Origin of the sequence: Streptomyces sp. NPDC021115, from assembly GCF_044333065.1 — a bacterium.
GTDB lineage: Bacteria > Actinomycetota > Actinomycetes > Streptomycetales > Streptomycetaceae > Streptomyces.
This window is the reverse complement of sequence record NZ_JBIRQF010000005.1, coordinates 257118-280537: the sequence shown is the minus strand read 5'-3', so window position 1 is coordinate 280537 and position 23420 is coordinate 257118. Positions and strand designations below refer to the sequence as shown.

22 protein-coding genes are annotated in these 23420 nt (G+C 71.0%); 8 read left to right on the top strand and 14 right to left on the bottom strand.

The window, feature by feature from the left end:
* Positions 1–24: 24 nt before the first annotated feature.
* From ACH4TL_RS18815 to ACH4TL_RS18805, 3 genes are all read right to left on the bottom strand, one after another.
* Positions 25–1371 carry an ABC transporter substrate-binding protein gene (locus ACH4TL_RS18815; protein ID WP_398315409.1) on the bottom strand — a complete coding sequence of 449 codons (1347 nt, stop codon included), beginning with the start codon at positions 1369–1371 and terminating at the stop codon, positions 25–27.
* A 143-nt stretch (positions 1372–1514) separates the two neighbouring features.
* Entirely contained in the window at positions 1515–2600 is a 1086-nt protein-coding gene (locus tag ACH4TL_RS18810) for a LacI family DNA-binding transcriptional regulator (RefSeq protein WP_398315407.1), read from the bottom strand.
* 121 nt (positions 2601–2721) lie between these two features.
* The gene (locus ACH4TL_RS18805) at positions 2722–3324 is read right to left on the bottom strand and encodes a hypothetical protein (RefSeq protein ID WP_398315405.1); all 603 of its coding nucleotides are present in this window, start codon (positions 3322–3324) and stop codon (positions 2722–2724) included.
* A gap of 809 nt (positions 3325–4133) precedes the next feature.
* On the opposite strand from ACH4TL_RS18805, the gene ACH4TL_RS18800 reads away from it, so the two are divergent.
* The 3 genes from ACH4TL_RS18800 to ACH4TL_RS18790 are packed head-to-tail and all read left to right on the top strand — an operon-like array spanning position 4134 to position 7362.
* Positions 4134–4775, top strand: coding sequence for a DUF4142 domain-containing protein (locus ACH4TL_RS18800; RefSeq protein WP_398425280.1), 642 nt, complete (start codon positions 4134–4136; stop codon positions 4773–4775).
* A 20-nt stretch (positions 4776–4795) separates the two neighbouring features.
* Positions 4796–6340: a DUF1996 domain-containing protein gene (locus ACH4TL_RS18795; RefSeq protein WP_398315401.1), complete on the top strand. Its 1545-nt coding sequence runs from the start codon at positions 4796–4798 to the stop codon at positions 6338–6340.
* Entirely contained in the window at positions 6340–7362 is a 1023-nt protein-coding gene (locus ACH4TL_RS18790) for an RNA polymerase sigma factor (protein ID WP_398315399.1), read from the top strand. The genes ACH4TL_RS18795 and ACH4TL_RS18790 overlap by 1 nt, the downstream gene beginning before the upstream one ends.
* An 88-nt stretch (positions 7363–7450) precedes the next feature.
* Here the strand turns inward: ACH4TL_RS18790 and ACH4TL_RS18785 are convergent, their stop codons facing one another.
* Positions 7451–8629, bottom strand: coding sequence for a PucR family transcriptional regulator (locus ACH4TL_RS18785; RefSeq protein WP_398315397.1), 1179 nt, complete (start codon positions 8627–8629; stop codon positions 7451–7453).
* Between the two features lie 497 nt (positions 8630–9126).
* Here ACH4TL_RS18785 and ACH4TL_RS18780 point away from each other — a divergent pair, with 497 nt between their 5' ends.
* From ACH4TL_RS18780 to ACH4TL_RS18765, 4 genes are all read left to right on the top strand, one after another.
* The gene (locus tag ACH4TL_RS18780; RefSeq protein WP_398315395.1) at positions 9127–9867 is read left to right on the top strand and encodes a hypothetical protein; all 741 of its coding nucleotides are present in this window, start codon (positions 9127–9129) and stop codon (positions 9865–9867) included.
* A complete protein-coding gene (locus ACH4TL_RS18775; RefSeq protein WP_398315393.1) occupies positions 9864–11378 on the top strand; it encodes an NADH-ubiquinone oxidoreductase-F iron-sulfur binding region domain-containing protein in 1515 nt (504 codons plus the stop codon). The genes ACH4TL_RS18780 and ACH4TL_RS18775 overlap by 4 nt, the downstream gene beginning before the upstream one ends.
* A 199-nt stretch (positions 11379–11577) precedes the next feature.
* Positions 11578–12561: an SCO0930 family lipoprotein gene (locus ACH4TL_RS18770; RefSeq protein ID WP_398315391.1), complete on the top strand. Its 984-nt coding sequence runs from the start codon at positions 11578–11580 to the stop codon at positions 12559–12561.
* Positions 12562–12649: 88 nt separating this feature from the next.
* Positions 12650–13165, top strand: coding sequence for a hypothetical protein (locus ACH4TL_RS18765; RefSeq protein WP_398315389.1), 516 nt, complete (start codon positions 12650–12652; stop codon positions 13163–13165).
* A gap of 29 nt (positions 13166–13194) precedes the next feature.
* Here ACH4TL_RS18765 and ACH4TL_RS18760 read toward each other — a convergent pair whose 3' ends face one another.
* Positions 13195–13872, bottom strand: a complete 678-nt coding sequence (locus tag ACH4TL_RS18760) for an HAD family hydrolase (RefSeq protein ID WP_398315387.1) — start codon at positions 13870–13872, stop codon at positions 13195–13197.
* A 277-nt stretch (positions 13873–14149) separates the two neighbouring features.
* Positions 14150–15088, bottom strand: coding sequence for a ScbA/BarX family gamma-butyrolactone biosynthesis protein (locus tag ACH4TL_RS18755; protein WP_398315385.1), 939 nt, complete (start codon positions 15086–15088; stop codon positions 14150–14152).
* Between the two features lie 109 nt (positions 15089–15197).
* Between ACH4TL_RS18755 and ACH4TL_RS18750 the strand changes: the two genes are divergently transcribed.
* Entirely contained in the window at positions 15198–15830 is a 633-nt protein-coding gene (locus ACH4TL_RS18750) for a ScbR family autoregulator-binding transcription factor (RefSeq protein ID WP_398315383.1), read from the top strand.
* A gap of 26 nt (positions 15831–15856) precedes the next feature.
* On the opposite strand, the gene ACH4TL_RS18745 is transcribed toward ACH4TL_RS18750, so the two are convergent.
* From ACH4TL_RS18745 to ACH4TL_RS18710, 8 genes are all read right to left on the bottom strand, one after another.
* A complete protein-coding gene (locus tag ACH4TL_RS18745) occupies positions 15857–16666 on the bottom strand; it encodes an endonuclease I family protein (protein WP_398315381.1) in 810 nt (269 codons plus the stop codon).
* Positions 16667–16813: 147 nt separating this feature from the next.
* The gene (locus tag ACH4TL_RS18740; protein WP_398315379.1) at positions 16814–17503 is read right to left on the bottom strand and encodes an SDR family NAD(P)-dependent oxidoreductase; all 690 of its coding nucleotides are present in this window, start codon (positions 17501–17503) and stop codon (positions 16814–16816) included.
* Positions 17496–18713: an exo-alpha-sialidase gene (locus ACH4TL_RS18735; protein WP_398315377.1), complete on the bottom strand. Its 1218-nt coding sequence runs from the start codon at positions 18711–18713 to the stop codon at positions 17496–17498. The genes ACH4TL_RS18740 and ACH4TL_RS18735 overlap by 8 nt, the downstream gene beginning before the upstream one ends.
* Positions 18714–18791: 78 nt before the next feature.
* Positions 18792–19811, bottom strand: a complete 1020-nt coding sequence (locus ACH4TL_RS18730; RefSeq protein WP_398315375.1) for an aldo/keto reductase — start codon at positions 19809–19811, stop codon at positions 18792–18794.
* Complete coding sequence (locus ACH4TL_RS18725; protein WP_398315373.1) at positions 19808–20698, bottom strand: ATP-binding cassette domain-containing protein; 891 nt, start codon at positions 20696–20698, stop codon at positions 19808–19810. The genes ACH4TL_RS18730 and ACH4TL_RS18725 overlap by 4 nt, the downstream gene beginning before the upstream one ends.
* Entirely contained in the window at positions 20695–21543 is an 849-nt protein-coding gene (locus ACH4TL_RS18720; RefSeq protein WP_398315371.1) for an ABC transporter ATP-binding protein, read from the bottom strand. The genes ACH4TL_RS18725 and ACH4TL_RS18720 overlap by 4 nt, the downstream gene beginning before the upstream one ends.
* Positions 21543–22487 (bottom strand): ABC transporter permease, encoded by a 945-nt coding sequence (locus tag ACH4TL_RS18715; protein ID WP_398315369.1) that lies wholly within the window; start codon positions 22485–22487, stop codon positions 21543–21545. The genes ACH4TL_RS18720 and ACH4TL_RS18715 overlap by 1 nt, the downstream gene beginning before the upstream one ends.
* Before the next feature lie 3 nt (positions 22488–22490).
* Positions 22491–23420, bottom strand: coding sequence for an ABC transporter permease (locus ACH4TL_RS18710; RefSeq protein ID WP_398315367.1), 930 nt, complete (start codon positions 23418–23420; stop codon positions 22491–22493).

The following is a 23420-nucleotide window of genomic DNA, read 5'->3' as shown; positions in this document are numbered from 1 at the left end:
CTCACGGTGGGAGAGGAAGCGGGTTCAGCGGGTGGTGACCGACAGGCCGAGGCTCTTCAGATCCGGCATCGTCCGGCTCTGGGCGTCGCGCAGCGCCTGGAGCACATTGCCGCTCCCGGCACCGGCCTTGGCGAGCCCGTCGTCCCCGGAGGTGGTCGTCGACACCATCCGCGGGCCCCACTTCCAGGTGGGGGCGATCAGCTTGGCCTGCTGGTCGAAGAGGCCGAAGATGTCCTGCCCCGAGAAGTAGCTGGTGTCCATCTGCTTGCGGGCCACCGGGACGAGGCCGGGCACCGAGGGGAAGGCGCTGCTGACGCCGCTGGAGAGCTTGGCGCGCAGGGCGTCGGGGCTGGTGACCATCCAGGAGATGAACTCCATGGCCTCCTTGGGATGGCTGCTGTCCTTGGTGACCATGAAGGTCGAGCCGCCCTGGGTGCTCACCTTCGGCTTGGCCGCGTCCCACTGCGGCACCGGGGCGATGGCCCATTTGCCCTTGCCGTCCGGGGTGGACGCCATCATCGAGCCCGCGGCCCAGGCGCCCGCCAGATATCCGGCCGTCTCACCGCTGCGCAGATGGGCCCGCCACTGCTGGCTGGACCCCGGCTCCACGCGCACCAGGCCGTCGTCCATCAGGCCCTGCCAGTAGTCCGCCACCTTGCGGGTGGGGGCGTCGTCCATGGACACGCGCCAGGTGTCGCCCGAGGTGTCGTACCACTGGCCACCGGCCTGCCACGCGTACGCGGCCATGTACAGGGTGCCGCCGGTGGTGAAGAGGCTGGCGATACGGGAACGGGGCGCGGCCTTCTTCAGCTTGCGGGCCGAACTCTCGAACTCCGCCCAGGTCTTGGGGACCGGGATGTGGTTCTTGGCGAAGATGTCCTTGCGGTACAGGAACACCATCGGCTCGATGTCCACCGGTACGGCATAGGTGCGCCCGTCGAAGGTGGTGAGGTCCAGCGCCTGCGGCAGGATCTTGCGGCGCACCGAGTCGGGCAGCAGCTCGCTGAGGTCCCGCGGCACCCCGTCGATCGTGAAGCCGGGCAGCTGGGGGTATTCGATGGTGGCCACGTCGGGGGCGTTGCCCGCGCGCGCGGCGTTGCTGAGCTTGGCCCAGCCGCCCTGCTCCCCCGAGGGGACCTGGGCGAAGTCGACCTTGATGTTCGTGTGGGTGCGGTTGAACTCGTCCACCACTTCCTGACTGCCGCGCAGCGCGGACCAGAAGGTGAGGCGGACGGGACCGTCCTTGGCGGTGTCCGCTCCGCCACCGGAGCAACCGGTCAGCAGGAGGGCGAACAGTGTGAGCAGCGCCGTCGTTCCGGCTGTCGCCCGGCGTCCGGTAGCCGCGCGTCCTGGGCGTCTGTGGCCAGGCATGGACCCTCCCCTGGTCGCGGTGGAGTCAGGGGGAATCCTGATCGCTTGACGGAAATACCGTCAATACATCGAACAGAAGAAACCAAAACGGTCAAACGATCAGGAGGGGGTGCGGTGAAAAGGGCATGGTGGAAAGGGCATGGTCAGGTGAGCGGGGCCGTCGAGTCCCGCACCACCAGACCGGGCAGCAGTTCCAAGTGGCGGGCACCGCCGGGCCACCGGCCCTCCCTGGCGTGGTCCAGCTGCCGGAGCAGCAGCCCGAGGGCGGCCCGGCCGACCTCCGCCTTGGGCGGGGCGACGGCGGTGAGCGCGATCTGGCCCATGTCGGCCACCACGTCGTTGTACGCGACCACCGAGCAGTCCCCCGGCACCTCGACACCGGCCTCGCGCAGCCGCTGGACCAGCACCAGCGCGTCCATGTCGCTGTGGATCAGCGTCGCGGTGGCGCCGGTCCTGCGCAGCGTCTCCGCCAGGTCGACCGCCCGCGGATCGGCGGCGCGCGGATCGGGGCCAGCGGTGCGCGAGCTGAGGATGGACGCACAGCCCTCGCTAAGGCCCCGGGCGGCCGTCTGCTCGGCGAACTCCGCCCGGATCACCCGGGCCGTCGGGCTGTCGTCGCGCGCGGCCAGCACGATGCGCCGGTGGCCGAGGGAGGTCAGATGCCCCAGCGCCAGATGCACCCCGTACGCGTGGTCCGACCGCACACAGTCCAGCTCGTACAGGGAGCTGCCGCGCTCGGGGCGGCGCTCCAGCAGCACCACGGGGACGTCCAGGTCACGCAGCCAGGAGTGATCGCGCGCCGCCTCGGCCGCCGTGCGCCAGTGCGGCGAGAGCAGCAGCCCGCGCGCGCCCGCCTCCAGCGCCGAGCGCACCGCGGTCCGCTCGGCGTCGGGCTCGTCGGCCGCGATGTGCAGCGCGAGCCGCAGTCCCGCCTTCTCGGCGGCCTCCCTGGCCGCCTGCACGGCCTCGGTCAGATAGGTGTTGCGCTCCGGGATCACCATGCCGACGGTGTCGCCGGTGGCGGTGGACTCCGCGGCCATCGGCTGGAGCGAACGGGCCACCCCATGGCCGCGGCGCACCTCGCCGCGCAGGGCCAGCTCCTCGACGTCCCGCCGTACGGTGACGACGGAAACGCCCAGCTCATCCGCTAGATCGGTGATCCGCGCGACGCCCCGGGACTCCACCAGGTCCACGATTCGCGCCTGCCGCTTGCGCGCCGGCTCCCGCATGTCGCACCGCCCGTCTCGCCGGACGCGTACGGCCGGAGGGTGCCTCGACGCGATCGGCTTTCGTTATCCGCTGAACACCGCCATAGTAGCGATCATTCGATCAGGGGCAGCGGGGGCGTCGTCACACACCGGAGAGAAAGCTGTCGGGGAAGCCGTCAGGCGGGTAGCGGCGCATCAGCCACTCGGCCTGCACCTCCAGAACACGTTGCTTGCGGCGGCCGGCGCGGAGCATCAGGATCAGCGCCACCTCCAGGAAGACGAAGAAGGCGACCGGGATCAGCAGCACCGTCTTGCCGGTCTGTATCAGCTGCACCAGCAGGCCGACGGCGCCGAACAGCACCAGCACCATCGCCGGGACCAGCTTGAGGAGGCTGCGCTCCCGCTCGATCATCTCGGCGTGGTTCCGGGCGGCCCGGGCGCTGCGGCCGTGGAAGGCCGGATGGCGGGCGGCCACCTCGAAGGGGGTGCCGGGCGGCACCGCCTCCCGCTGCGCCCCGGGGTCCTGGTCCGGTACGAAGACGCGGTAGCGGACCGACTTCGAACCGCCGGTGCGGTGGTGGCGGTAGCCGTACGCGGTGGCCAGCTGGACCGCCTGGTCGGGGCGGAGTTCGGTGGTGGAGATGTCCACTTCGGGCCGCCCGTCGAAGAGATGGGCGTAGTGGCCGGGCAACTCCCGTCGTGCCTGGGCCACCCGCTTCGACAATGTCTCTCGCACCGCGGCCACGTCCCACCTCTTGTTGCACCCTGTACGACCGGCTGACCGGGCACACGCTACCTGCGCCACGGGTGGGCCGTATCGGCAGGTCAGAGGTGATCGGAATCCGCGCTCGGCATAGTGCCATACGTCAGGAAACCGACGATGACGGCCGGTCAGCGGACTCGCGGCCTACGCGGCTTCGGGGCCGCCGGGCGGCCGCCCGGCCCGGTTCTGTCCCCTATAACGGCGCTCCCCTATATAGAGGACAGGCGCGAGACCCCGGCCGCCCGGGAGCAGCCGCACCGCCGCGACGCCCGTCCCCTCCTCGGCGGGCTCGTGGGGCACGGGCTCGCAGGGCGCCGGCTCCCGCCATGTCGTACGGCTCCGGTCCCAGGCCGATGGCAGCACCGACACCGATGGCTCGCGTCGTGACACCGGCGGCTTGCGCACGGAACGGTTTCCGGGGACGGCCTGGTTTCCCTGGACGGCCCGCATTCCCGGGACGGTCCGCGAAACACTGGTCACCGGCGTGGGGTTCAACGCGGTCGCTCGCACGGCTTGGGCCCTTCCGGTCGTGGTGATGGCGAGGGGTTCTCCCTGCCGTACGTACGCCGTCGCCACCGTGCTCAATCCCGCGGAAAAAAATTTCTGAGCGCCCTGAATCCGGCCGCATCCAGGGCGAATTCGGGGCGAATCCACCCCCTCAACGCGCGGGCGCGGAGAATACCAACGCGGGGAGATCTCTGTCCCGGCTTTATTCACTAGTGATGAGGTCTCCACGACCGTGCCACACCAGGCACTAGCGTCCGGTGTCACTCCGAAGCAAGGAGGGCGCTGTGCGATCAGCAAACCTGAGCAGATCCATCGCATCCAGCCGTACGATCGGCAGCGGGCTCATCATTGGTGCGCTCGCCGTTACGCTTGCGGCAATCCTCATCCCCGTGAGCCTGTTCAGTTCGAGCAGCGCCGCGGTACTGCCCAACGGCGTCTCCGACGACGGCGGCGGGACGGTCACCACCCAGTACGGGCCCCTCACACCGACCGACCGGGACTTCGTACGCAAGGTCAAGCTCGCCGGACTGTGGGAACTTCCCTCTGGACGGATGGGCAAGGAACGCGGTACTTCTCAGGCCGTCAAGACCGCGGGCCAGCACCTGATCGACGGCCACACCGAACTCGACCGCCGTACGAACGAAGTCGCCCAGGCCCTGGGCGTCAGCCTGCCCACTCAGCCCAATGACCAGCAGCAGGGCTGGCTGAACGAGATGTCCCAGGCACCGAACAGCGCAGAATTCGAGCGCTTGTTCGCGCAATTCCTGCGCAGTGCCCACGGGAAGGTGTTCAATCTGGTGGCGCAGGTACGTGCCCAGAGCAAGAACTCCATGGTCAGGTCTCTGGCCACCAGAGCCAACACCATCGTTCTCGACCACATCACGGTCCTCGAGGACACCGGGCTTGTCGACTACGACGCCCTCTAACGACTAAGTGAAGTGATCTCATGAGGCAACAGACCCACAAGCGCGGGCGGTTCAAGAACAAAACGGTCGCCATCGTCGCCGCACTGGCACTGGGCGGCGGCGGGGCCGCGATCATCACCGCCAACGCCAACGCAAGCGGTGACAACAACGCTTCCTCCCAGGGTGGCGCCGTTTCGGCCAAATCCGCCGGTGGCACGATCAGCTGCCCCGATGTGAGCCAGAAGCTGAGCGGCGATGTGCCGAAGGGTTCCCAGTCCCAGGTCGCCAAGGGCCTCGGTGAGCTGGACAACCAGGTGGCCACCGCCTACCAGCAGATGAACAAGGGCCAGGCCTCGGGCGACGAAGTCCTGAGCAAGCTCAACGACCAGCGCCAGCAGACGCTCAGCCAGATGGGCCAGGCGATGGGCCAGAGCGGCGGGCAGAACGCCCAGCTCCAGGGCATGAGCGAATGCAAGATGCAGCAGGTCGCGCAGGCGGGCCAGCAGGGCGGCCAGCAACAGCAAGGCCAGCAAGGCGGCCAGCAGCAGGGCCAGCAGGGTGGTCAGCAGCAGGGCGGCGACCAAGGCGGCCAGCAGCAAGGCGGCGACCAGCAGCAGGGCGGCGACCAGGGCGGCCAGCAGCAGGGTGGCGAGGGCGCCAACGACGTGCCCGGCAACGCCGGTGGCCAGGCGGGCAACGGCCCGTCGCAGGACGACTTCGTCGACATCACCAAGGTGCAGCCGAACGCCGAGAAGGCCCCGCAGGCGGGCGGCAACGGCTCGGCCGGTACCTTCACCTCGGAGTGCGGCGTCGGCGAGGCGGGCCTGCGCAACAGCGACAACGTCATCGTCGCCCCCGGTGTCAGCAACGGCGCCCACCACATGCACGACTACGTGGGCAGCGACAAGAACGACGCCTTCGCCAACAACCAGACCTTCGAGCAGGGTGGCACCTCCTGCGCCAACCAGGACGACAAGTCGACCTACTACTGGCCGGTGGTCCGCAGCCAGGACGGCAAGGATGAGGCTGACGCCAACCAGCTCGGCGGTGGCCAGGAGGGCAACGTCGGCACGATCCTGACCCCCAAGGCTTCCAAGATCGAGTTCAAGGGCAACGCCCAGAGCAAGGTCACGGCCATGCCGAAGTTCCTCCGGATCATCACCGGTGACGCCAAGGCGTTCACCAACGGCGACGCCAACGCCAACGCTTCCTGGAGCTGCTCCGGCTTCGAGGACCGCCAGCTGACGGACAAGTACCCGCTCTGCCCCCAGGGCAGTGACCTGCTGCGCACCTTCGACTTCCAGGGTTGCTGGGACGGCAAGAACGTCGACAGCGCCAACCACCGTGACCACGTGGCCAACGCCAACGACGACGGCTCCTGCCCCCAGGGCTTCCAGGCCATCCCGCAGCTGGTGAACACCATCAGCTACGAGAACCCGGGTGACACCCCGTTCGCCGTGGACGGCTTCCCCGAGCAGTTGCACAAGCCCATCACCGACCACGACGACTTCATCAACGTGATGTCGGACGACCTCATGAAGAAGGCTGTGGACTGCATCAACAGCGGCCAGCAGTGCAAAAACTGATGGCAGGTGAACACCTGGCGCGCGCCGGCCGCAAGGTCGGCGCGCGCCGCGCTGCGTCGCACCACCGGGCCGCGGGTGACGGTGACGCGGCCGCCGACGACGACGCCGGGGACCGCCCCGGCCACGACCACCGCCCCGGCCACGGCCACGGCCACGACGGCCGGCCCGGCCACCCCGACCGTCCGGTCCTCCCCGCCACCGGGGAGCCGGGCGGTCCGTGTGTGCGGGGCGCCTCCGCCACCGGCGCCGGCGCTCTCTCCGACCAGGAGCTGACCCGGCGGCTCAGGGAGGAGTACACCTCGGGCGCCACCAGCCCGGCCTCGGGGGACGTGCTGTACCGCCGCCACCACCGGGCGACGCTCTCGTACGCCCGGACCTGCTGCCGGGCGCTCCATGACGCCGAGGACCTGGCCTCCGAGGCGTTCATCCGCACGTTCCAGGCAGTCAGGGCGGGCGGCGGCCCGCGTGGCCCGTGGCGGCCGTATCTGCTGACCGTGGTGCGGCACACGGCGCTGGAGTGGAGCGAGGGCGAGCGCCAGATCCTGCTGACGGCGGACTTCGAGACGTGGCGGCAGCACACGCCCATGGCCGACCCCCAGTGGCATCTGGTGGCGCGGGAGGACCGCCAGCTGCTCGTCCGCAGCTTCCGCAGACTTCCGGAGCGGTGGCGGGCCGTGCTGTGGCACACCCTGGTCGAGGAGGAGTCCCCGCAGCAGGTGGCGTCCCTGCTGGGCATCTCCCCCAGCGGGGTCACCTCGCTGGCCTTCCGCGCCCGGGAGGGGCTGCGGGAGTCGTATCTCCAGTCCCATCTGGAGTCCGCGGCGAACGACCGCTGCCGCCACTTCAGCGCCATGCTCGGCGCCTCGGTGCGGCGTGGCGGGGTGCGTGGCCACGCGCTCGCGCGCCACCTGGCCGAGTGTGCTTTCTGCGCCCACGCGTACAAGGAATTGCTGAGCCTGAACGCGGCGATGCGCACGGCGAATCCCACCGAGCGTCACACCGCGGCGCCCTCACCGCGCTGACCAGCTCAACGCACCGGCAACGCACCGGACTGCCGACCGCGCTCCGCGGCCGGCAGTCCCTGTGATGCTCCGGTGGTGTCTGTGTGTTTCAGAGTCCGTTGACGCGCGCCTCCCGGGCGATTCCCAGCGGACGGACGCCTGGGGCAGCGCCGGTACGGGGACGTCGGCTCACCCGGGACGCGTGGCGCCGGATGCGGTCCATCTGCGCCATCAGCCTGCGGCCGCGCAGCGCCATCTCCAGCTCGAACCGTATTCGCGGGTCCCGCAGGCCCGGGCCGAAGAGCTTCTCGATCTGGCGCAGCCGGTAGCGCACGGTCTGCGGATGCACTTTCAGCGCCTTGGCCGCCTCGGGGGCGCCACCCCCCTCCAGCCAGGCCAGCAGGGTCATCTGGAGCCGTTCGCTCTGCCGGGGGGTCAGCCCGACCAGTGGCTTGAGCCAGCGCGCGGCCAGTGCCCGGACGAGGGACTCGTCCTGGAGCAGCAGCAGCATCGACAGGTGGTCGTCCACGAAGAGCACGCGGGGTTCCGCGCCACCGCGGGCGGGGGCCATGGTCAGCAGCCGCCGGGCCCACCGGACCGATGACGCCGCGTCGTTGAGCGGCACCACATGGCCGACGGCCGCGGTCCGGCCACGCAGCGCGGCTTCCAGCGCGCCACGGGTGCCGGGGTCCACGGGCGGTTCCCGGTCCGGGTCCCGTTCGCCGTCCTGGAGCCGCTCCGCGCCCTGGTCGGGGGCGGGGCCGGGGTCCGCGTCCGGGTCGGGGATCAGCAGGCACAACTCGTCGCCGACGGCGCCGATGAGGGTGTCTCCCAGCACGGCGGCCAGGGGCGGCGCCTCGCCCGGGGTGGGCAGGGCGATCGCCTGCACCGTCTCCGGCAGCGGCCAGCGGGCCGCCCGGGACAGCTCGGCCAACGTCCGCTCGGACACCGGGACTTCGCCGATCAGGGCCTCGAACAGGTCGCGCCGGGCCCGCTCGGGCGGAATGTCGGTGGGCGCCTCCTCGCTGTAGGCGGCGTCGGAGAGGGCCGGTGTCCCGGCGCCCTCCTCGCCCGGCTTGCGGTAGCCGAGCGCCGTAAGGAGAGCCTGCTCGACGTCCCAGCGGACCTTTTCACGCTCCGTGTCCTCCAGAAGGTCGGCGAATCCCGGGATCCTGTGCCGGAGGTTCTCGATCACCTCGTCGGCCAGGGACGGGAGCTCATTGCGCAGCACGCGGGTCCACTCGCCACGGGGGCGGGACCAGATGCGGTTCACCAGTTCGCCCATCATTACCTCGTTCTTGCCGGGGGGAGGCCCGACCGTTGGGGGGTCGGTCGGACCCGTGGAGGTTGCCTCCGTCTCCGGTTCGTCCGGTCCGGAAAGGGAGTCGAGGGTCCTCCGCCAGCTCAATAGAGGACCCCCGCCCCTACCGGTCCCGGCGCTTTGCCGGGTCTTTGCCATCGGGATGACAGTGGATCAGCCGAAGACGGTCTGGGCAGTGTTCATACACGAGAAGTTGTCACGTTACGACAAATCTTATGGAGATCAGGTGTAGTTCCGAGAAGCTGCTGCCCCCAAGACGACTTTGACGTATCTCGTCATCCGCGCGGAACACGCGCGATCGGGAGGCTCCAATGTCCATGTCCCAAACGCCTTCTCCCTCACAGGGGCGCCACGGGGGACGCCAAGCACCTGGAGGACGACGAGCCGCTCGCCGGACTCGGCGGGACCAGCCCGGAATCGGGTGGTCCCGGAACATCCGCATCTACGCTATCGTCGCGACCCTCGTGCTGTCCCTCATCGTGACGTACAACGCCGGCGCTTTCAGCCAGACTTTCGCGTTCCTCGACTTCGGCGCCGGGGTGCTCGCCCTGGTCTGCCTCAGCTCAGCGGTGATGTGGGGGCTCGCCGCGACCGACCAGCTGATCCTGCACTCCAACCACAGGCTGATCGCCCAGGGCATCCACCGGGCGGCCGCGGTCGCCGGCCTGCTCTTCCTGGTCATTCACATCTGGGTCAAGATCGCCGAGAGCCATACGAACGTGGCTTCGAGCGTGCTACCGTTCGCTGACGCAAAGCAGCCGGTGCTGATCGGGCTGGGCACCATTGCCGGTTACCTCTTCGTCATCGCGGCGGTGACCGGAGCGGTCCGCAGTTCGTTCGCCGCCGCGGGCAACTCCCGCTGGCGGTACCGGTGGTGGCGGGCGCTCCACGTGGGCGCCTACCCTGCCTGGGGCCTCGCGCTGATCCATGGTCTGAAGGCCGGTCGTGCGGCCAAGACCTGGGCGACGTACGGCTACATCGCGGCCCTGGCCGGAGTGGCCATCGCGCTGTGGATGCGGCTCGCAGCCCGGCGCAGCCAGGACGACGATCGAGGGGATGGCATCTCCGTGAGGAACCCGCCCGCCCGCGGCCTTCAGGAAGGCCGCACCAGGCGCGCCGCACCCAGCGTGCCGCGCCCGCGCTCTGCCGACTCGGGCCGACGGGACGGTGAACGGCTCGGTGCCTCCCGTGGGTGGGACCGGTGATCAAGACAAAACCCAGGCTGGCCTGTGTCGATCCGCCCCGGCTGCTCGCCGGGTTGGACGAGGCGTACCGGCTCGACCGGGTCGCCCACTTGACGGTGCACGGCACGATGCCCGCCCTGCGGGCTGACGAACTCGTCGCGCTCGCGGAGAACATCGATCTCCGCGGGCGCGGCGGGGCCGGTTTCCCGTTCGCCAAGAAGGTCAGCGCGGTCGTCGAAGCGGCGGGCCGCGCGGGCGGCCGTTGCAACGTGGTGGTCAACGGCAGTGAGGGCGAGCCCAGTTGCCTCAAGGACACCGCGCTGCTGCTGCACACCCCGCATCTGGTGATCGACGGCGCCACCCTGGCCGCCGAGGCGATCGGCGCCGAAGAGGTGGTCATCGCCTGCCACCGGCCCGACGTCGAGGAGTCGCTGAACGCGGCCATCGCCGAGCGGGGCCCCAGCGGTGTTCCGGTGGAGGTGAGCGTGACGCCCGACCGGTTCGTGGCCGGTGAGGGCGGCGCCGTCATCAACGGCATCAGCGGCGCCCCCGCCATCCCCAACGGCCGGAAGATCCGCAGCAGCGAGAACGGTCTCGGCGGGCTGCCCACCCTGCTGTCCAACACCGAGACCTACGCCCAGATCGCCATCGCGGCGCGGATGGGCGCCCTGCCGTACCGCTCGGTGGGACTGCCCACCGAGCCGGGCACGACGCTGCTGACGGTCGGCGGCAAGTACGTGATGGAGACGCCGACCGGGGTGCCGCTGACGTACGTCCTGGAGCTGTGCGGGCTCTCCCCCGGCCAGGGTGTGCTGGTGGGCGGCTACCACGGCAAGTGGCTCGACCCGAAGGCCATCAACGCCACCACCATCTCGCGCGAGTCCATGAAGAAGTACGGCGCGCGGCTGGGCGCGGGCGCGGTGCTGCCCATCCCCGAGGACACCTGCCCGCTCGGCGAGACCGCGCGGGTGGCCCGCTGGCTGGCCGCCGAGACGGCCGGGCAGTGCGGCCCCTGCTTCATCGGCCTGCCCGCGCTCGCGGACGCCATCGGCCAGGTGGAGCGCGGCGGCGGCCAGTCGGCCATCGACAATGTGCGCGCGTACATCAATTCGGTGCGCAAACGTGGCGCGTGCAGCCACCCCGACGGTACGGCGGGCTTCGTGACCACGGCGCTGGACGCGTTCCCCGAGGAGTTCGAGTCCCATGCGCTCGGCGCGGGCTGCGGGCGGCCCACGCTCGGCGTGCTGCCGATGCCCGAGGAGACCCAGCCGCTGGCCCTGCCGCCCGGTCCGGCCTCCCCGCCGCCGCGCGCGGAGCGGCAGCAGCGGGGTCCGACGGAGAAGCTCCTGGTGGACTGGTCGCTGTGCCAGGGCCATGGGCTGTGCGCGGACATCCTGCCGCCCGAGGTGCTGACGCTCGGCATCGACGGCTATCCGTCCTCCGCCCGGATGGACGTGCCCCGCCAGCTGCGCGCCCAGGCGGTGCGCGCGGTGCGCCGCTGCCCCGCGCTGGCGCTGCGCATCGAGGAGTAGCCCGCAACGCTCCAACTTCCGCTTCCACGACGGCCGTTGCGCAACGGCCGTCGCTTGCTGTGCGCCCGCGTATCCAGCGTTTTTTGCGTCTGGTGACAAATTTTTAACTGACTGAACGTGGATCGGCACGGGCTCCGTATGGGCATGGTGTCGGCGCCTACACCGCCGCACACCGATGAGGATTTCGCAGGGAGTGGTCATGGAGAAGCGGCGTCAGATCGCATTCGCGGGAGTGTCCGTGGCGATGGTCATGCTGACGGCGGCGTGTGGCAGCAATGACACCTCCGCGGGCAGCGCGAACGTCCAGCCCGTGGGCGGCAGCAGCCAGACGGCGGGTGCGGGTGCTTCGGCGTCGGCGGGTGCGGGAGCGGCGGCCGCGGGGGCCGGTGGCTACGGCAGCGGCACCGGTGAGGCCGCGGGCGCCGCGGGCAGCGGTGGCAGCAAGACCGGTGCGGCCAAGGAGCTCGCGGTCAAGAACGACGCCAAGCTCGGCAAGTTCGTGGCCGACAGCGCCGGGATGACCCTCTACCGCTTCGACGAGGACACCCCCAAGCCCGCCAAGTCCAACTGCAACGACGCGTGCGCCACCAAGTGGCCGCCGGTGCCCGCGGACGACGCCACCGCCGGTGCGGGCATCGAGTCCAGCAAGCTCGGCAAGGTCAAGCGCGACGACGGCACCGAGCAGCTGACCCTGGAGGGCTGGCCGGTCTACCGCTACGCCGGTGACACCAAGGCGGGCGACACCAAGGGCCAGGGCGTGGGCGGCACCTGGAACGCGCTGGCCCCGGACGGAAAGCCGGCCGGCAAGAAGGCCGCGGGCGGCGCCCTGCAGCTGATGGTCAGCAACAACGCCGACCTCGGCAAGATCATGGTGGACGGCAAGGGCATGACCGTCTACCGGTTCGACAAGGACAGCGCCTGGCCGATGAAGACGGCCTGTGTCGACGCCGCGTGCCTGGACAAGTGGAAGCCGGTCAAGGCCGTGGACACCACCAAGGTCTCCGGCGTGGACGCCTCGAAGGTCACCTCGTTCAAGCGCCCCGACGGCACCAAGCAGGCGGCCTTCGACTGCTGGCTGCTGTACACCTTCGTCGGTGACAAGGCCCCCGGGGACACCAACGGCCAGGGCGTGAAGGGCACCTGGTTCGCGGTGACCGACAAGGGCAAGAAGGCGGGCCAGTAGCCACGAAGACGGCATGATGGTCCACCCCGGCGGGGCCCGGGAGCGGCGACGCTCCGGGCCTCCCGCCGGATGTCGACGGGAGGTTGATGTGTCACGCGCACTTCGCGCCACCGCGCTCTGCGCGGCCTTGCTGTTCGCGGGCGGTCTGGTGAGCGGCTGCGGTGGGAGCAGCCACGCGGACGGGAAGAAGTCGGAGAAGGACACGGCGCACGCCGCCAAGGAGCTGGGGAAGCGCGGGAAGCCCGCGGCCCTGACGCAGATCGCCGATGCCATCGGCTGCAAGGCGACGATCATCACCGAGGCGGACGAACTGCGCCAGGGGTCCTGCAAGTCCGGCAAGGGCGACCCGTACACCATGGTCACCTTCGCCACCGAGAAGGGCCAGAAGGACTGGCTGAACACCTCGAAGGACTACGGGGGCATGTATCTGGTCGGCGCCCGCTGGTCGGTCACCGGTCAGTCCTCGGGAGCCCTCAAGCCGCTGCGCGCCAAGCTCGGCGGGGCCATCGAGCAGGGCTCGATGATGAACCACGGTGGGTCGAAGTCCCAGGGTGGTTCCAAGTCCGGCGGCGGGATGGAGCACGACGGGATGAAGATGGACTGACCGGTGCCACCGTCCGTCCCTCCAAGGGCTCAAGCAGCCCGGGAGTCAGCCCACTTGAGCAGGTCGGGGTCGGCGAGCGTGGAGACCCACAGATCCACCGGGGGTCGCTCGTCGACCGGTTTGCGGGGTCCCACGCCGAGCACCCTCAGCCCGGCGCGGGAGGCGGACAGGAAGCCGCAGTGGGAGTCCTCCACCGCGAGCGCGTCACCGGGGGCCGCACCGCACAGGCGGGCGGCCGCCAGATACACATCCGGGTGGGGTTTGGGCCGCACTTCCCCGCCGGGGACCAGCACATGGTCGAAGTAGCGCAGCAGCCCGGCCTTGGAGAGCCCGTCCTCGACCACGTCGCGGGGGCAGTTGCTGGCCACGGCGAGCGGCGCGAACGCCGCCGCCTTGTGGACGAGTTCGGCGGCGCCCGGCATGGTGACCGGGTCTTCGGCCACCAGTCTGCGGAATGCGGTGAGCAGTTGCCGGGTCATCTCGTCGGCGAGGTCCGGAAGTCCGGCGTATTCGGCCATCATGCGGCCGCATTCGGTGTAGTGGAGCCCCTTGGTGCGCCGCCCGAACTCCTCGTCGGTGGTGGTTCCGTAGTCCGCGAGAACCACTTCGCGGGCCTTTTCCCAGTGCCGTTCGGAGTCCATGAGAGTGCCGTCGCAGTCGAAGACGATGGCGGCGGGGGTCCATTCGAGAAGCGTTCCTGCTGTCATCTGCCTGCCGTTCCAGGAGTGGAGGGGGAATCGGCGCAGGGGGTGCCTGTAGCCACGGGGTGCAGCGCGGTGAATGGGCGTGCGGCGCTGCGCGGGAATGCGCTGATGAACGCCGTACAGGCGGAGAATTGCCTGCCCGAAACATAACGATCACTACGTTAGTGAGATGACTCGGAGTAGGCAAGGGGTCACTCAGTGTCGGCGATTTGTTCGTCGTGCGGACCGTTCGTGGTTCAGCGTGTTCGTCGCTCGGAGTGTTCGTCGTTCTGATGTGCGGTCAGCCGTACTGGAGTACGCCGACCGCCGTGCAGATGTCCGCCTGGCGCAGCCGGAAGACACACGTTCTGCCGTGGGAGACGCACTCGACCACGGCGGGCGGATGGGACTCGGTGAAGCGGATCGCCTTCATCCGGCACGCCAGGGGACGGAGCAGCAGCCCCCCGGTGGCCAGCGCCGCGGCCTGCCGCGCTCCCTCCAGCAGCACCAGCCCCGGCACATGGTCGCTCCAGTGGTCGAAGAAGAACGGGTGGCGGGGGTCCGCGGGGTCGAGGTACACCACTCCCCCGTCCCGCACCACCAGCACGTCCCGGGCCGCCGGTACGCCCAACTGCCCTGGTGAGGGCCGTACGGCGGCACGCAGCCTGCGCCTGGCGGTCTGGCCCGAGTGCGCGGAGCGGGTCTCCGCGTACGCCGTGCCGTCAAGGAAGCGGGCGGTGCCCCCGGCCGTTGCGAAGATCCGGCCGCCCGCCCAGAAGCCGACGTCGAGCCGCATCCCGGAGACGGCCCGCGCGGAGGGCGCCGCGGTGCGTACGTCCGTCACGGCGACCCGGCAGGTGATGTCGGTCGCCCCGTGCGGGGCGCGGGGCTCGGCCTCCGGGTCGAGCGTCAAGAACAGGTCGCGGATCAGGAAGTGGGCGCCCGCGGGCACGGCGTAGTACCGGGTCGGGATGTAGATCCCCAGCTCGCGCAGGGTCTCGGCGATCATCAGCGGATGGTGTCGGCCGTCCCCGCCGTGCGGGAACGTCGGATGGGACCGGGGCCACTGGGCGGCCGCCTCGAACCGGCCGTCACCCAGCGTACGGACGTCGGTGAGCAGCACCTCGGCCACCGAAACCCGGTGCACGGCCTCCCGCGCCACGGTACGGGACCAACTGAGCGGCCGACCGGTGGGACCGGTCGGCTCGGAAAGGCCGCGAGCCTCGCGAACGATCACCATAAAATACTAATAATGTTTGACCTGTCTGTCCTCATCACCATCAGCGGCCGAAAGTCCGCTAAGTTCACTCCGTCACACCGGACCGGCTGATTGATAGGACGACGAACACGTGCAAGAGCGGGCCGAACAAACACGCCGGTCTCTTCTGGAAGCGGCCGCATCTCTTTTCGACGAGCGCGGATACGCCGGAACGAGCATCAGCGACATCACCGCCCGGTCGGGTCACACCAGCGGCGCCATTTACTTCCACTACACCAGCAAGGAGCGGCTCGCCCTCGCCGTGGTGCAGGAACACTTCGCCACCTGGCCACCGCTGATCGAGCGCCACACCGGGCTGCGGGCGCCCGCCCTGGAGCAGCTGGTCCGGCTCAGCTTCTCGGTGGCCCGCGCCTTCCGCGACGACATCGTGGTGCGGGCGGGAGCCCGGCTGTGGACCGAGCGCTCCCTGATCGCGGCGCCCTTCCCGCCCCCGTTCATCGGCTGGATCGACGCCGTCGGGGCCATGCTGGAGCGGGCCCACGGCGAGGGCGAACTGGCCGCCCATGTCGATCCGCTGCCCGCCGCCCGGACCATCGTGTGTGCCTTCTTCGGCCTGCACACGGTGTCCGAGGCCCTCGACGGGCGCCGACTGGTCGAGGACCATCTGGCCGAACTGTGGACCCTGCTGCTGCCCTCGCTGCGGGCCGCCCCCGGACACCCCGCGCACACCGCCGAGCTGCTGGCGGCGGCGCGGGGCGCGTGACGGGGGCCGCCCGACGCGGGACCGAGCTACTTCCAGATGTCGGCGACCCACTCCGGGTGGTCGATGAACGGGTTGCGGTTGTGCTGGAAGTCGTCGTAGATGACCTGGTTGCGCTTCTTCTCGAAGGCGTCCGGCGGGTCCTCGTCGTTCCACTTCTTCAGCACGGAGAGCCGTCCCATGAAGGGCTGGCTGCCGTTGTCGACCTTGTCGTTGGGCTCCAGGTCGGGGAAGCCCTCGCCGCCCTCGTAGCGGACCGCCATGTACAGGATCATCCGGGCCACATCGCCCTTGACCTGGTCACGGGGCTCGAATGAGTCGTCGTCGGTGCGGTTGCCCGGCGCCTCCCCCACCTCCGAGCCGCCCTCGTCGAAGTCCTTGTTGCCACGGGTGCTGTTGACCGAGACGTCCGCCGGGCGGAGGTGGTGGATGTCCGTACCGGGTCCGGTGGACGTGCCGAAGTCGCCGTGCGACTTCGCCCAGACGTGTTCGCGGTTCCAGTCGTCGGCGTTTCCGCCATTCGAGTCCTTGCTCTGCGAACGGCCGGTGTAGAGCAGGATGACGTTGGCGGAGTTGTCCGGGTCCTCGTCGGTCTTCTTGAGGGCGTCCCAGACCTCGTCGTACGAGAGCTTGCTGACGTCCTTGCCGATGATCTGGTGCAGGGCGTCCTTCAGCGGCTCCCCGGTCTTGCCCATCGCGTCCTGGTAGTACGTGTCGTCGTAGGCGGTGGTGGGCGACGCCGTGCCGGGTGTCGCGGTGGCCGGGGTCTGCGCGGTGACGGCGACCGTCACGACGCCGACCAGCAGCGCCAGGGATTTCCAGCGGGTCACACGGGTCATGTGTGGTGTCCTCTCCCCGATTTACGACCGTTGTTCGATCCCCGAAAGCGTGTCAGACACAGGATCGTCCAATGGTGAACATCAAGAGGAGGTTCCGTGGCAGGGCCATGACCACGTCAGGCCCTGCCACCGGTCGTCACGCGGTCGTCACAGCGAGGCGCCCGCGCACATCACCAGCGTCTGGCCGGTCACCGCACCGCCCTCCGGGCCCAGCAGGAACGACGTCAGCCCGGCCACCTCCTCGGGGCGTACGAGCCTGCCGAGCGGCGGGACGACGGGCGGGGTGCGGCTGCGGCCCGGGTCCCGCAGCATCGGGGTGTCCGTCGGCCCCGGCGCCACCACGTTCACGGTGACCCCGCGCGGCGCCAGTTCGGCCGCCCAGGACCGGGCCAGGCCCGTCAGTGCCGCCTTGGTGGCCGCGTACTGGCTCTTGCCCGGTACGCCGGTCATCGTCCGGCTGCCCACCAGCACCAGCCGGCCGCCGTCCCGGACCCGGTCCACCAGCGCGTCCGCCAGGACGGTGGCCGCCTGGACGTGGATGCGCCACATGAGCGACCCGTCCCCGGCGTCCAGTTCGCCCAGCCGGGCGGAGCGCTGGACGCCCGCCGCGTGCACGAGGGCGTCCAGCGGGCCGTCCTCGTCCATCGGGGTGAGCGCCCCCGGCAGCTCCTCCGGCCGGGCCAGGTCGGCCGGGAGCCAGCGCAGCCGTTCGTGGCCGTGCGGCGGGGCCGTACGGCTGATGCCGGTGACCCGCCACCCGTCGTCCAGCAGCCGGGTGGCGACGGCGGCGCCGATGCCGGAGCTGACACCGGTGACCACGGCATGAGGCTCAGCCATCGGCCGACGCCCAGTCCGGGCCGACGCGGACGTACTTGATGGCCTGGCGGTGGTAGGTGTACGCGATGTGCAGCGTGCCGTCCGGGGTCTGCCGGATGGTGGGGTACGACAGCTCCCGGTTGAGCCGGTCGCGTGAGTTGTTGGTCAGGCAGTGGCCGTCTCCGACGTCCAGATCGCGCCGTACGGGCCAGGTGCGGCCGCCGTCGGCGGACAGCGCGAGGGTCATCGGCGCCCGGGGCGCGCCCCAGAAGGCGCCGGGGGCGTCCTCGGACTGCCCGGGTGCCGGGGGCTCCGCGGCCGGGGAGTCGCCCGCCCGGCCGTCGTCGTCGATCTCGTCGTAGAGGGAGACCCGGCGGGCCGTGGCGTCCGCGCGGCTGCTGTGGTTGTACACCAGCGCCAGCCGTCCGTCGTCGAGCGGGACGTACTGCACGGAGGAGTTGTTGTTGGGCAGCTCCGTGGGCTCCGGCTCGCTCCAGCTCTCCCCGCCGTCCGTGCTGTGCGAGCGGTACACCGCGTCCGCCCAGCGGCTGCGGAACAGGGCCAGCAGCGTGCCGTCCGGGAGCGGGTGGACGTTCATGTGCACACAGCCAGTGGAGCCCGGTACGGGCCGCTCGCGCCAGGTGCGGCCCTGGTCGTCGCTGATCATCACCGCGCTGGTGTCGTGGTCGCCCACCCACTTGGCGCCGGGCGTGGACACGCAGTGGAACACCGGCAGCAGCCACCGTCCGCCGCCGAGCACGGCGATCGGCTGACGGATGAACACCCCGCCCCCGCCGGTGGCCGGGAAGAGGGTGCGCGGCGCGCCCCAGGTGTCCCCGTTGTCGTCCGACACCCGCACCCGGACCTCGGCGGTGTCCTGGTTGCCCGCCCGCTGGGCGGTGTAGAGCAGCCACAGCGCACCGGCCGGGGTGGGGAACAGCAGCGGGTTCTGCTCGGAGCGCGCCGGGTCGTCGGAGAGCCGGACCGGCTCCGGCCAGGTGTCGGAGCCGGGCGCCAGCCGGGAGAACCACACGGAGATGTCCGGCACGCCCTCCTGGGTGCCGCCGAACCATACGCAGCCGAGGTCGCCGCCGGGCAGCACGGTCAGGTTGGCGGCGTGGTTCTGGACGGCCGGTGCGGGCAGGAACGCCTCCTGGCGCGCCGGGTCGCCCGGCCGCGGCCGGAGCCGCCCGTCCGTCAGCGGTATCGCGGTGTCATGGTCGGCGGTCATGCGCCGGGCTCCTCAGGGGTCGCGGTGGTACGGGAAGGGGCGAGGTGGGGAAAGTCCACCGGGCTACCGGTTGACGGCTTACCGGTTGTAGGCGGGCATCGGTCCCCTCAGCCGGGCGCCGACCTCGTCGCACGCCGCCACCACGTCCTGCGGCAGCGGGCCCGCGGCGGCCGCCGCCAGGTTGGCCCGCAGGTGCTCGATGCGGGAGCCGCCCAGCAGCAGGGCGTCCACGCCGTCGCGGCCCAGCAGCCACCGCAGCGACAGGTCCGTCAGCGGGACGGCCGCCTCGTCGGCGATCCGTCCGAGGTCGCGGACGGCCTCGAAGAGGCGGGGGTCCCAGTAGCGCTTGCGGTACATCTCGGCGACCTTGGAGTCACCGAAGCGGCCGGACTCCGGCGTTTCCTCGAAGGCATGACGCCCCGTCAGCAGGCCGCCGCCCAGCGGGTTGTAGACCATCGTGCGCAGGCCGCTGGTGGCCGCGTACTCCCGGTACTCCTCCTCGATCCGCCGGGCCAGCAGGTTGTACAGCTGCTGTGCCACCACCGGGCGCGGGGCGCCGACCCGGTCGGCGGTGTGGGTCAGCTCGGCGATCTGCCAGGCGGCGTAGTTGGAGACACCGAGCGCGCGGATCTTGCCCTCGGCCACGAACTCGGCGACCGTGCCCAGTGTCTCCTCCAGCGGCGCCGCCCGGTCGGGCTGGTGGAGGTAGAAGAGGTCGACGTGGTCGGTGCCGAGGCGGCGGAGGCTGCCTTCGAGGGCGGCGCGCATGCCGCGCGCGGACAGCGGGGAGTGCTCCCCGGCGTCGGCGTGCGGCATCCCGGCCTTGGTGGCGAGGACGATCCGGTCGCGGCGGCCGGGCAGCAGCTCGGCGAGGATGGTCTCGGTGACGCCACCGACGTACGCGTTGGCGGTGTCCACACCCGTCACCCCGGCGTCGAGCGCGGCGTCCAGCATCTCTGCGGCGCCCGACCGGTCGACCGTGTCGCCGAAGGTCATGGTGCCCAGCACCAGCCGGGACAGCGGCACCGGGGCCCCGGGCACGGTCACCCCGCCGGGCGACGCCTGGGAGGTGGTGTGGGTGTGCGCGTGCACGTTCACAGCGTTGCTCCTGTTTCCTGGTTCTGCTCACGATCCTGGCCATGGTCCTGCCCCTGACCATGGTCCCCGTCGGTCGCGATCGCGGACACCAGGGCCCGCGGTTTGCGTCCGCGCATCGTCGCCGGGTCGAGCGCGGCGCGCCGCAGCGCCCTGGTGTACGGCTGGGTGGGCGCGGCGAGGACGTCCGCGGTCCGTCCCGATTCGACGATCCGCCCACCGCGCATCACCACCACCTCGGAGCTGATCTCGCGGACCACTCCGAGGTTGTGGGAGATGACGATGTAGGCGAGGTTGCGTTCGGCCTGGAGGTCGCGCAGCAGCTGGAGCACCTGGGCCTGTACGGAGACGTCGAGCGCGGACGTGGCCTCGTCGCAGACCAGCAGGTCGGGCCCGCTGGCGAGGGCGCGGGCGATGCCGATGCGCTGGCGCTGGCCGCCGGAGAACTCGGCGGGGCGCCGCTGGAGGGCGCTGCTGGGCAGGCCGACCTGGTCGATCAGCTGGGCTGCCCGGCGGCCGCGTTCGGCGGCGGACCGCATCCCGGCCAGCCGCAGCGGCTCGGCCACGGTCTCCTCGGCGGTCAGATGCGGGTCCAGTGAGCCGTACGGGTCCTGGAAGACCATCTGCACCCGGCGCCGCAGCGGCCGCAGCCGCCGCTCGGGAAGCGACGCGATGTCGGTGCCGTCGAGCAGGATGCGTCCTTCGGTGGGGCGCAGCAGCCGGACGAGGGAGCGGGCGATGGTGGACTTGCCGCAGCCGGACTCGCCGACGATGGCGAGCGCGCCGCCGGGCGCGACGGTGAAGCCGACGCCGTCCACGGCACGGAAGACGCCGCCCGGGACCGGGTATTCGACGACCAGGTCCTCGACGGCCAGCAGGGGTGTGGTCACAGCGACGCCTCCTCGGCGGAAGGAGCGGCAGGGGTTTCGTCCCAGGGGCCCAGGGTGGGGACGGCGGCGAGCAGGTCGCGGGTGTAGGACTCGGCGGGGTGTTCCACGATCTGCTCGACGGGGCCGGATTCCACGAAGCGGCCGCCGCGCATGACGTGGATGCGGTCGGACACCAGCCGGGCCACCCCCAGATCGTGGGTGATCATGAGGATGCCGATGCCGGTGCGTTCCTGGAGCTCCATCAGGAGGTCGAGGACGCCCGCCTGGACGGTGACGTCGAGCGCCGAGGTCGGCTCGTCGGCGACCAGCAGCTCGGGTTCGGCGGCGAGCGCGATGGCGATGAGGACGCGCTGGAGCATGCCGCCGGAGAACTGGTGGGGATAGGCGCCCCACCGGGTCTCGGGGCGGGGGATCCGTACCCGGCCGAGCAGTTCGATGCCCTGGGCGCGGGCCTCGGCGCGGGACAGCTCGGGGTGGCGGATGCGCAGCGCCTCGCCGAGCTGGCGGCCGATGGTGTGCACCGGGCTGAGCGCGGTCATCGGGTCCTGCGGGATGAGGGAGACGCCGCGGCCGCGGATGCGGCGGGCGGCCCGGGGGTCGGCGATGACGTCGACGCCCTGGACGCGGGCGGTGCCGGACAGCACGGCCAGCCCCTCGGGCAGCAGCCGCAGCAGGCCCATCGCGGTGGTGGACTTGCCGGATCCTGACTCACCGATGAGGGTCACGGTCTCGCCCGCTTCGAGGGTGAAGCCGACGCCGTCGACCGCGCGGACCACGCCGCGGTCGGTGATCAGCTCGATCTGGAGGTCCTCGACCTCCAGCAGCGGATTCTGTCGGTCGCTCATCAGGAGCCCTCCGTCGTGCGTCGGCGGGTGCGGTCGCGCAGCCCGTCGCCCAGCAGGTTGACCCCGACCACCAGCAGCGCGATGACGAGTCCTGGCAGGGTCACCAGCCACCAGGAGGTGGTGATGTAGTCCTGGCCGTCGGAGATGATGCGCCCCCAGGTGGCGAACGGCCGCTGGGGTCCGGCGCCGAGGTAGCTGAGCGCGCTCTCCAGCAGGACGGCCTGGGCGAGCAGCAGCAGGACGACCAGGGACGCCTGGCGGACGATGTTGGGGATGATGTGGCGGGCCAGGATGGCGATCTGGCGCAGCCCGAGCACCCGGGCGGCGGCCACGTACGGCTTCTCGCGTTCGACCAGCACCAGCGAGCGGGTCAGCCGGGCCACCTCGGGCCACTGGGCGATGGCGATCACGCAGGTGATGACGGTGACGGACGGGCCGAACAGGGCGACGACGAGCAGCAGCATCATCAGCAGCGGAAGCGACATCTGCGCCTCCAGCAGCCGGGAGACGATCGCGTCCACCCAGCGGCCGAAGTATCCGGCGGCCGCGCCCGCGACGATGCCGATGAGGCCGGAGACGAGGACGGCGAGCACACCGATCGACAGGGACACCTGGCCGCCGTGCAGCACCCGGGAGAGCAGGTCGCGGCCGAGCTGGTCGGTGCCGAAGAGATGGCCGTCGGTCAGCGGGGGGAGCCGCCGCCGGGAGAGGTCCTGGGCGTTCGCGCCGGGCAGCGGCAGCAGCTGTGCGAGGGCGACGGGCAGCACCACCAGCAGGGTGCACACCGCGCCCGTCCACAGCTTGAGGCTGGCGCTGCGGCGGCGCCGGGTGGCGGAAGCGCGGGCCAGGTCGCGGGCGGTGACCCGGCTGGGGCGGGCCGCGGGCGTGGCCTCGGCGGCGGCCGGGGATCCGGTGGGGGCCGAGGGTTCGAGGGCGCCTTTCATGTCTCAGGCCGCCTTTCCCAGGCGTACCCGCGGGTCGAGCAGCGGGTAGGCCAGGTCGATGAGGAGTTGGACGAGGACCGCCAGCGCGGCGGTGACCAGGACGGTCGCCTGGATCAGCGGGTAGTCGCGGGTCTCCAGGGCGCGGACGACCAGCGAGCCGACGCCGGGCCAGCCGAAGACCACCTCGACCACCACGACGCCGTTGAGCATCGCGGCGAACCGGGTGCCGAGCGCGGTGAGCACCGGGATGGCGGAGTTGCCCATGGCGTAACGCCAGGTCAGGGCGCGCTCGGAGACACCGCGTGAGCGGGCGGTGGTGACGTAGGGCGAACTGAGCGCCGCGGCCATCTCGCGCCGCACCAGCCGGGAGATGAGCGCCATCTGGAGGGTCGCCACGGTGACGGTGGGCAGCACCAGGCCGCTCCAGGTGGTGAAGCCGGAGGCGGGCAGCACCGGCATCAGCACGGCGAAGACGGTCAGCAGCATGACGCCGATCCAGAAGTCCGGCATGGACTGTCCGGCGATGGTCAGCACATTGGCGCCGAGTTCGCGCTTGGTGTCGGCGCGGCGGGCCATCCACACGCCCAGCGGCACGGCGACCACGGTGGTGAGCAGGATCGCGGAGAGGGCCAGGGTGATGGTGTAGGGGACCCGGTCGAACACCACGTCGAAGGCGGGGGCGTGGAAGGAGTAACTGGTCCCGAGGTCGCCGGTGAACAGATCGCGCAGGAAGACGCCGTACTGGGTGAGCAGGCTCTTGTCCAGCCCGAACTGTTCACGGATCCGGGCGAGGTCCGCACTGCTGGGGTTGGGCCCGGCGAGGGCGGCGGCCGGGTCCCCGGGCGCCATGCGCACCAGGACGAAGACGGTGGAGAGGGTCAGGAAGATGGTCAGGACGCTCTGGCCAAGGCGGCGTATCAGATAGCGCAGCAC

Coding starts and splice junctions, on each gene's coding strand:
- ACH4TL_RS18815 (WP_398315409.1), bottom strand. CDS start 1,371: ATGCCTGGCCACAGACGCCCAGGACGCGCGGCTACCGGACGCCGGGCG.
- ACH4TL_RS18810 (WP_398315407.1), bottom strand. CDS start 2,600: ATGCGGGAGCCGGCGCGCAAGCGGCAGGCGCGAATCGTGGACCTGGTG.
- ACH4TL_RS18795 (WP_398315401.1), top strand. CDS start 4,796: ATGAGGCAACAGACCCACAAGCGCGGGCGGTTCAAGAACAAAACGGTC.
- ACH4TL_RS18790 (WP_398315399.1), top strand. CDS start 6,340: ATGGCAGGTGAACACCTGGCGCGCGCCGGCCGCAAGGTCGGCGCGCGC.
- ACH4TL_RS18785 (WP_398315397.1), bottom strand. CDS start 8,629: ATGATGGGCGAACTGGTGAACCGCATCTGGTCCCGCCCCCGTGGCGAG.
- ACH4TL_RS18770 (WP_398315391.1), top strand. CDS start 11,578: ATGGAGAAGCGGCGTCAGATCGCATTCGCGGGAGTGTCCGTGGCGATG.
- ACH4TL_RS18760 (WP_398315387.1), bottom strand. CDS start 13,872: ATGACAGCAGGAACGCTTCTCGAATGGACCCCCGCCGCCATCGTCTTC.
- ACH4TL_RS18755 (WP_398315385.1), bottom strand. CDS start 15,088: ATGGTGATCGTTCGCGAGGCTCGCGGCCTTTCCGAGCCGACCGGTCCC.
- ACH4TL_RS18745 (WP_398315381.1), bottom strand. CDS start 16,666: ATGACCCGTGTGACCCGCTGGAAATCCCTGGCGCTGCTGGTCGGCGTC.
- ACH4TL_RS18740 (WP_398315379.1), bottom strand. CDS start 17,503: ATGGCTGAGCCTCATGCCGTGGTCACCGGTGTCAGCTCCGGCATCGGC.
- ACH4TL_RS18735 (WP_398315377.1), bottom strand. CDS start 18,713: ATGACCGCCGACCATGACACCGCGATACCGCTGACGGACGGGCGGCTC.
- ACH4TL_RS18720 (WP_398315371.1), bottom strand. CDS start 21,543: ATGAGCGACCGACAGAATCCGCTGCTGGAGGTCGAGGACCTCCAGATC.
- ACH4TL_RS18715 (WP_398315369.1), bottom strand. CDS start 22,487: ATGAAAGGCGCCCTCGAACCCTCGGCCCCCACCGGATCCCCGGCCGCC.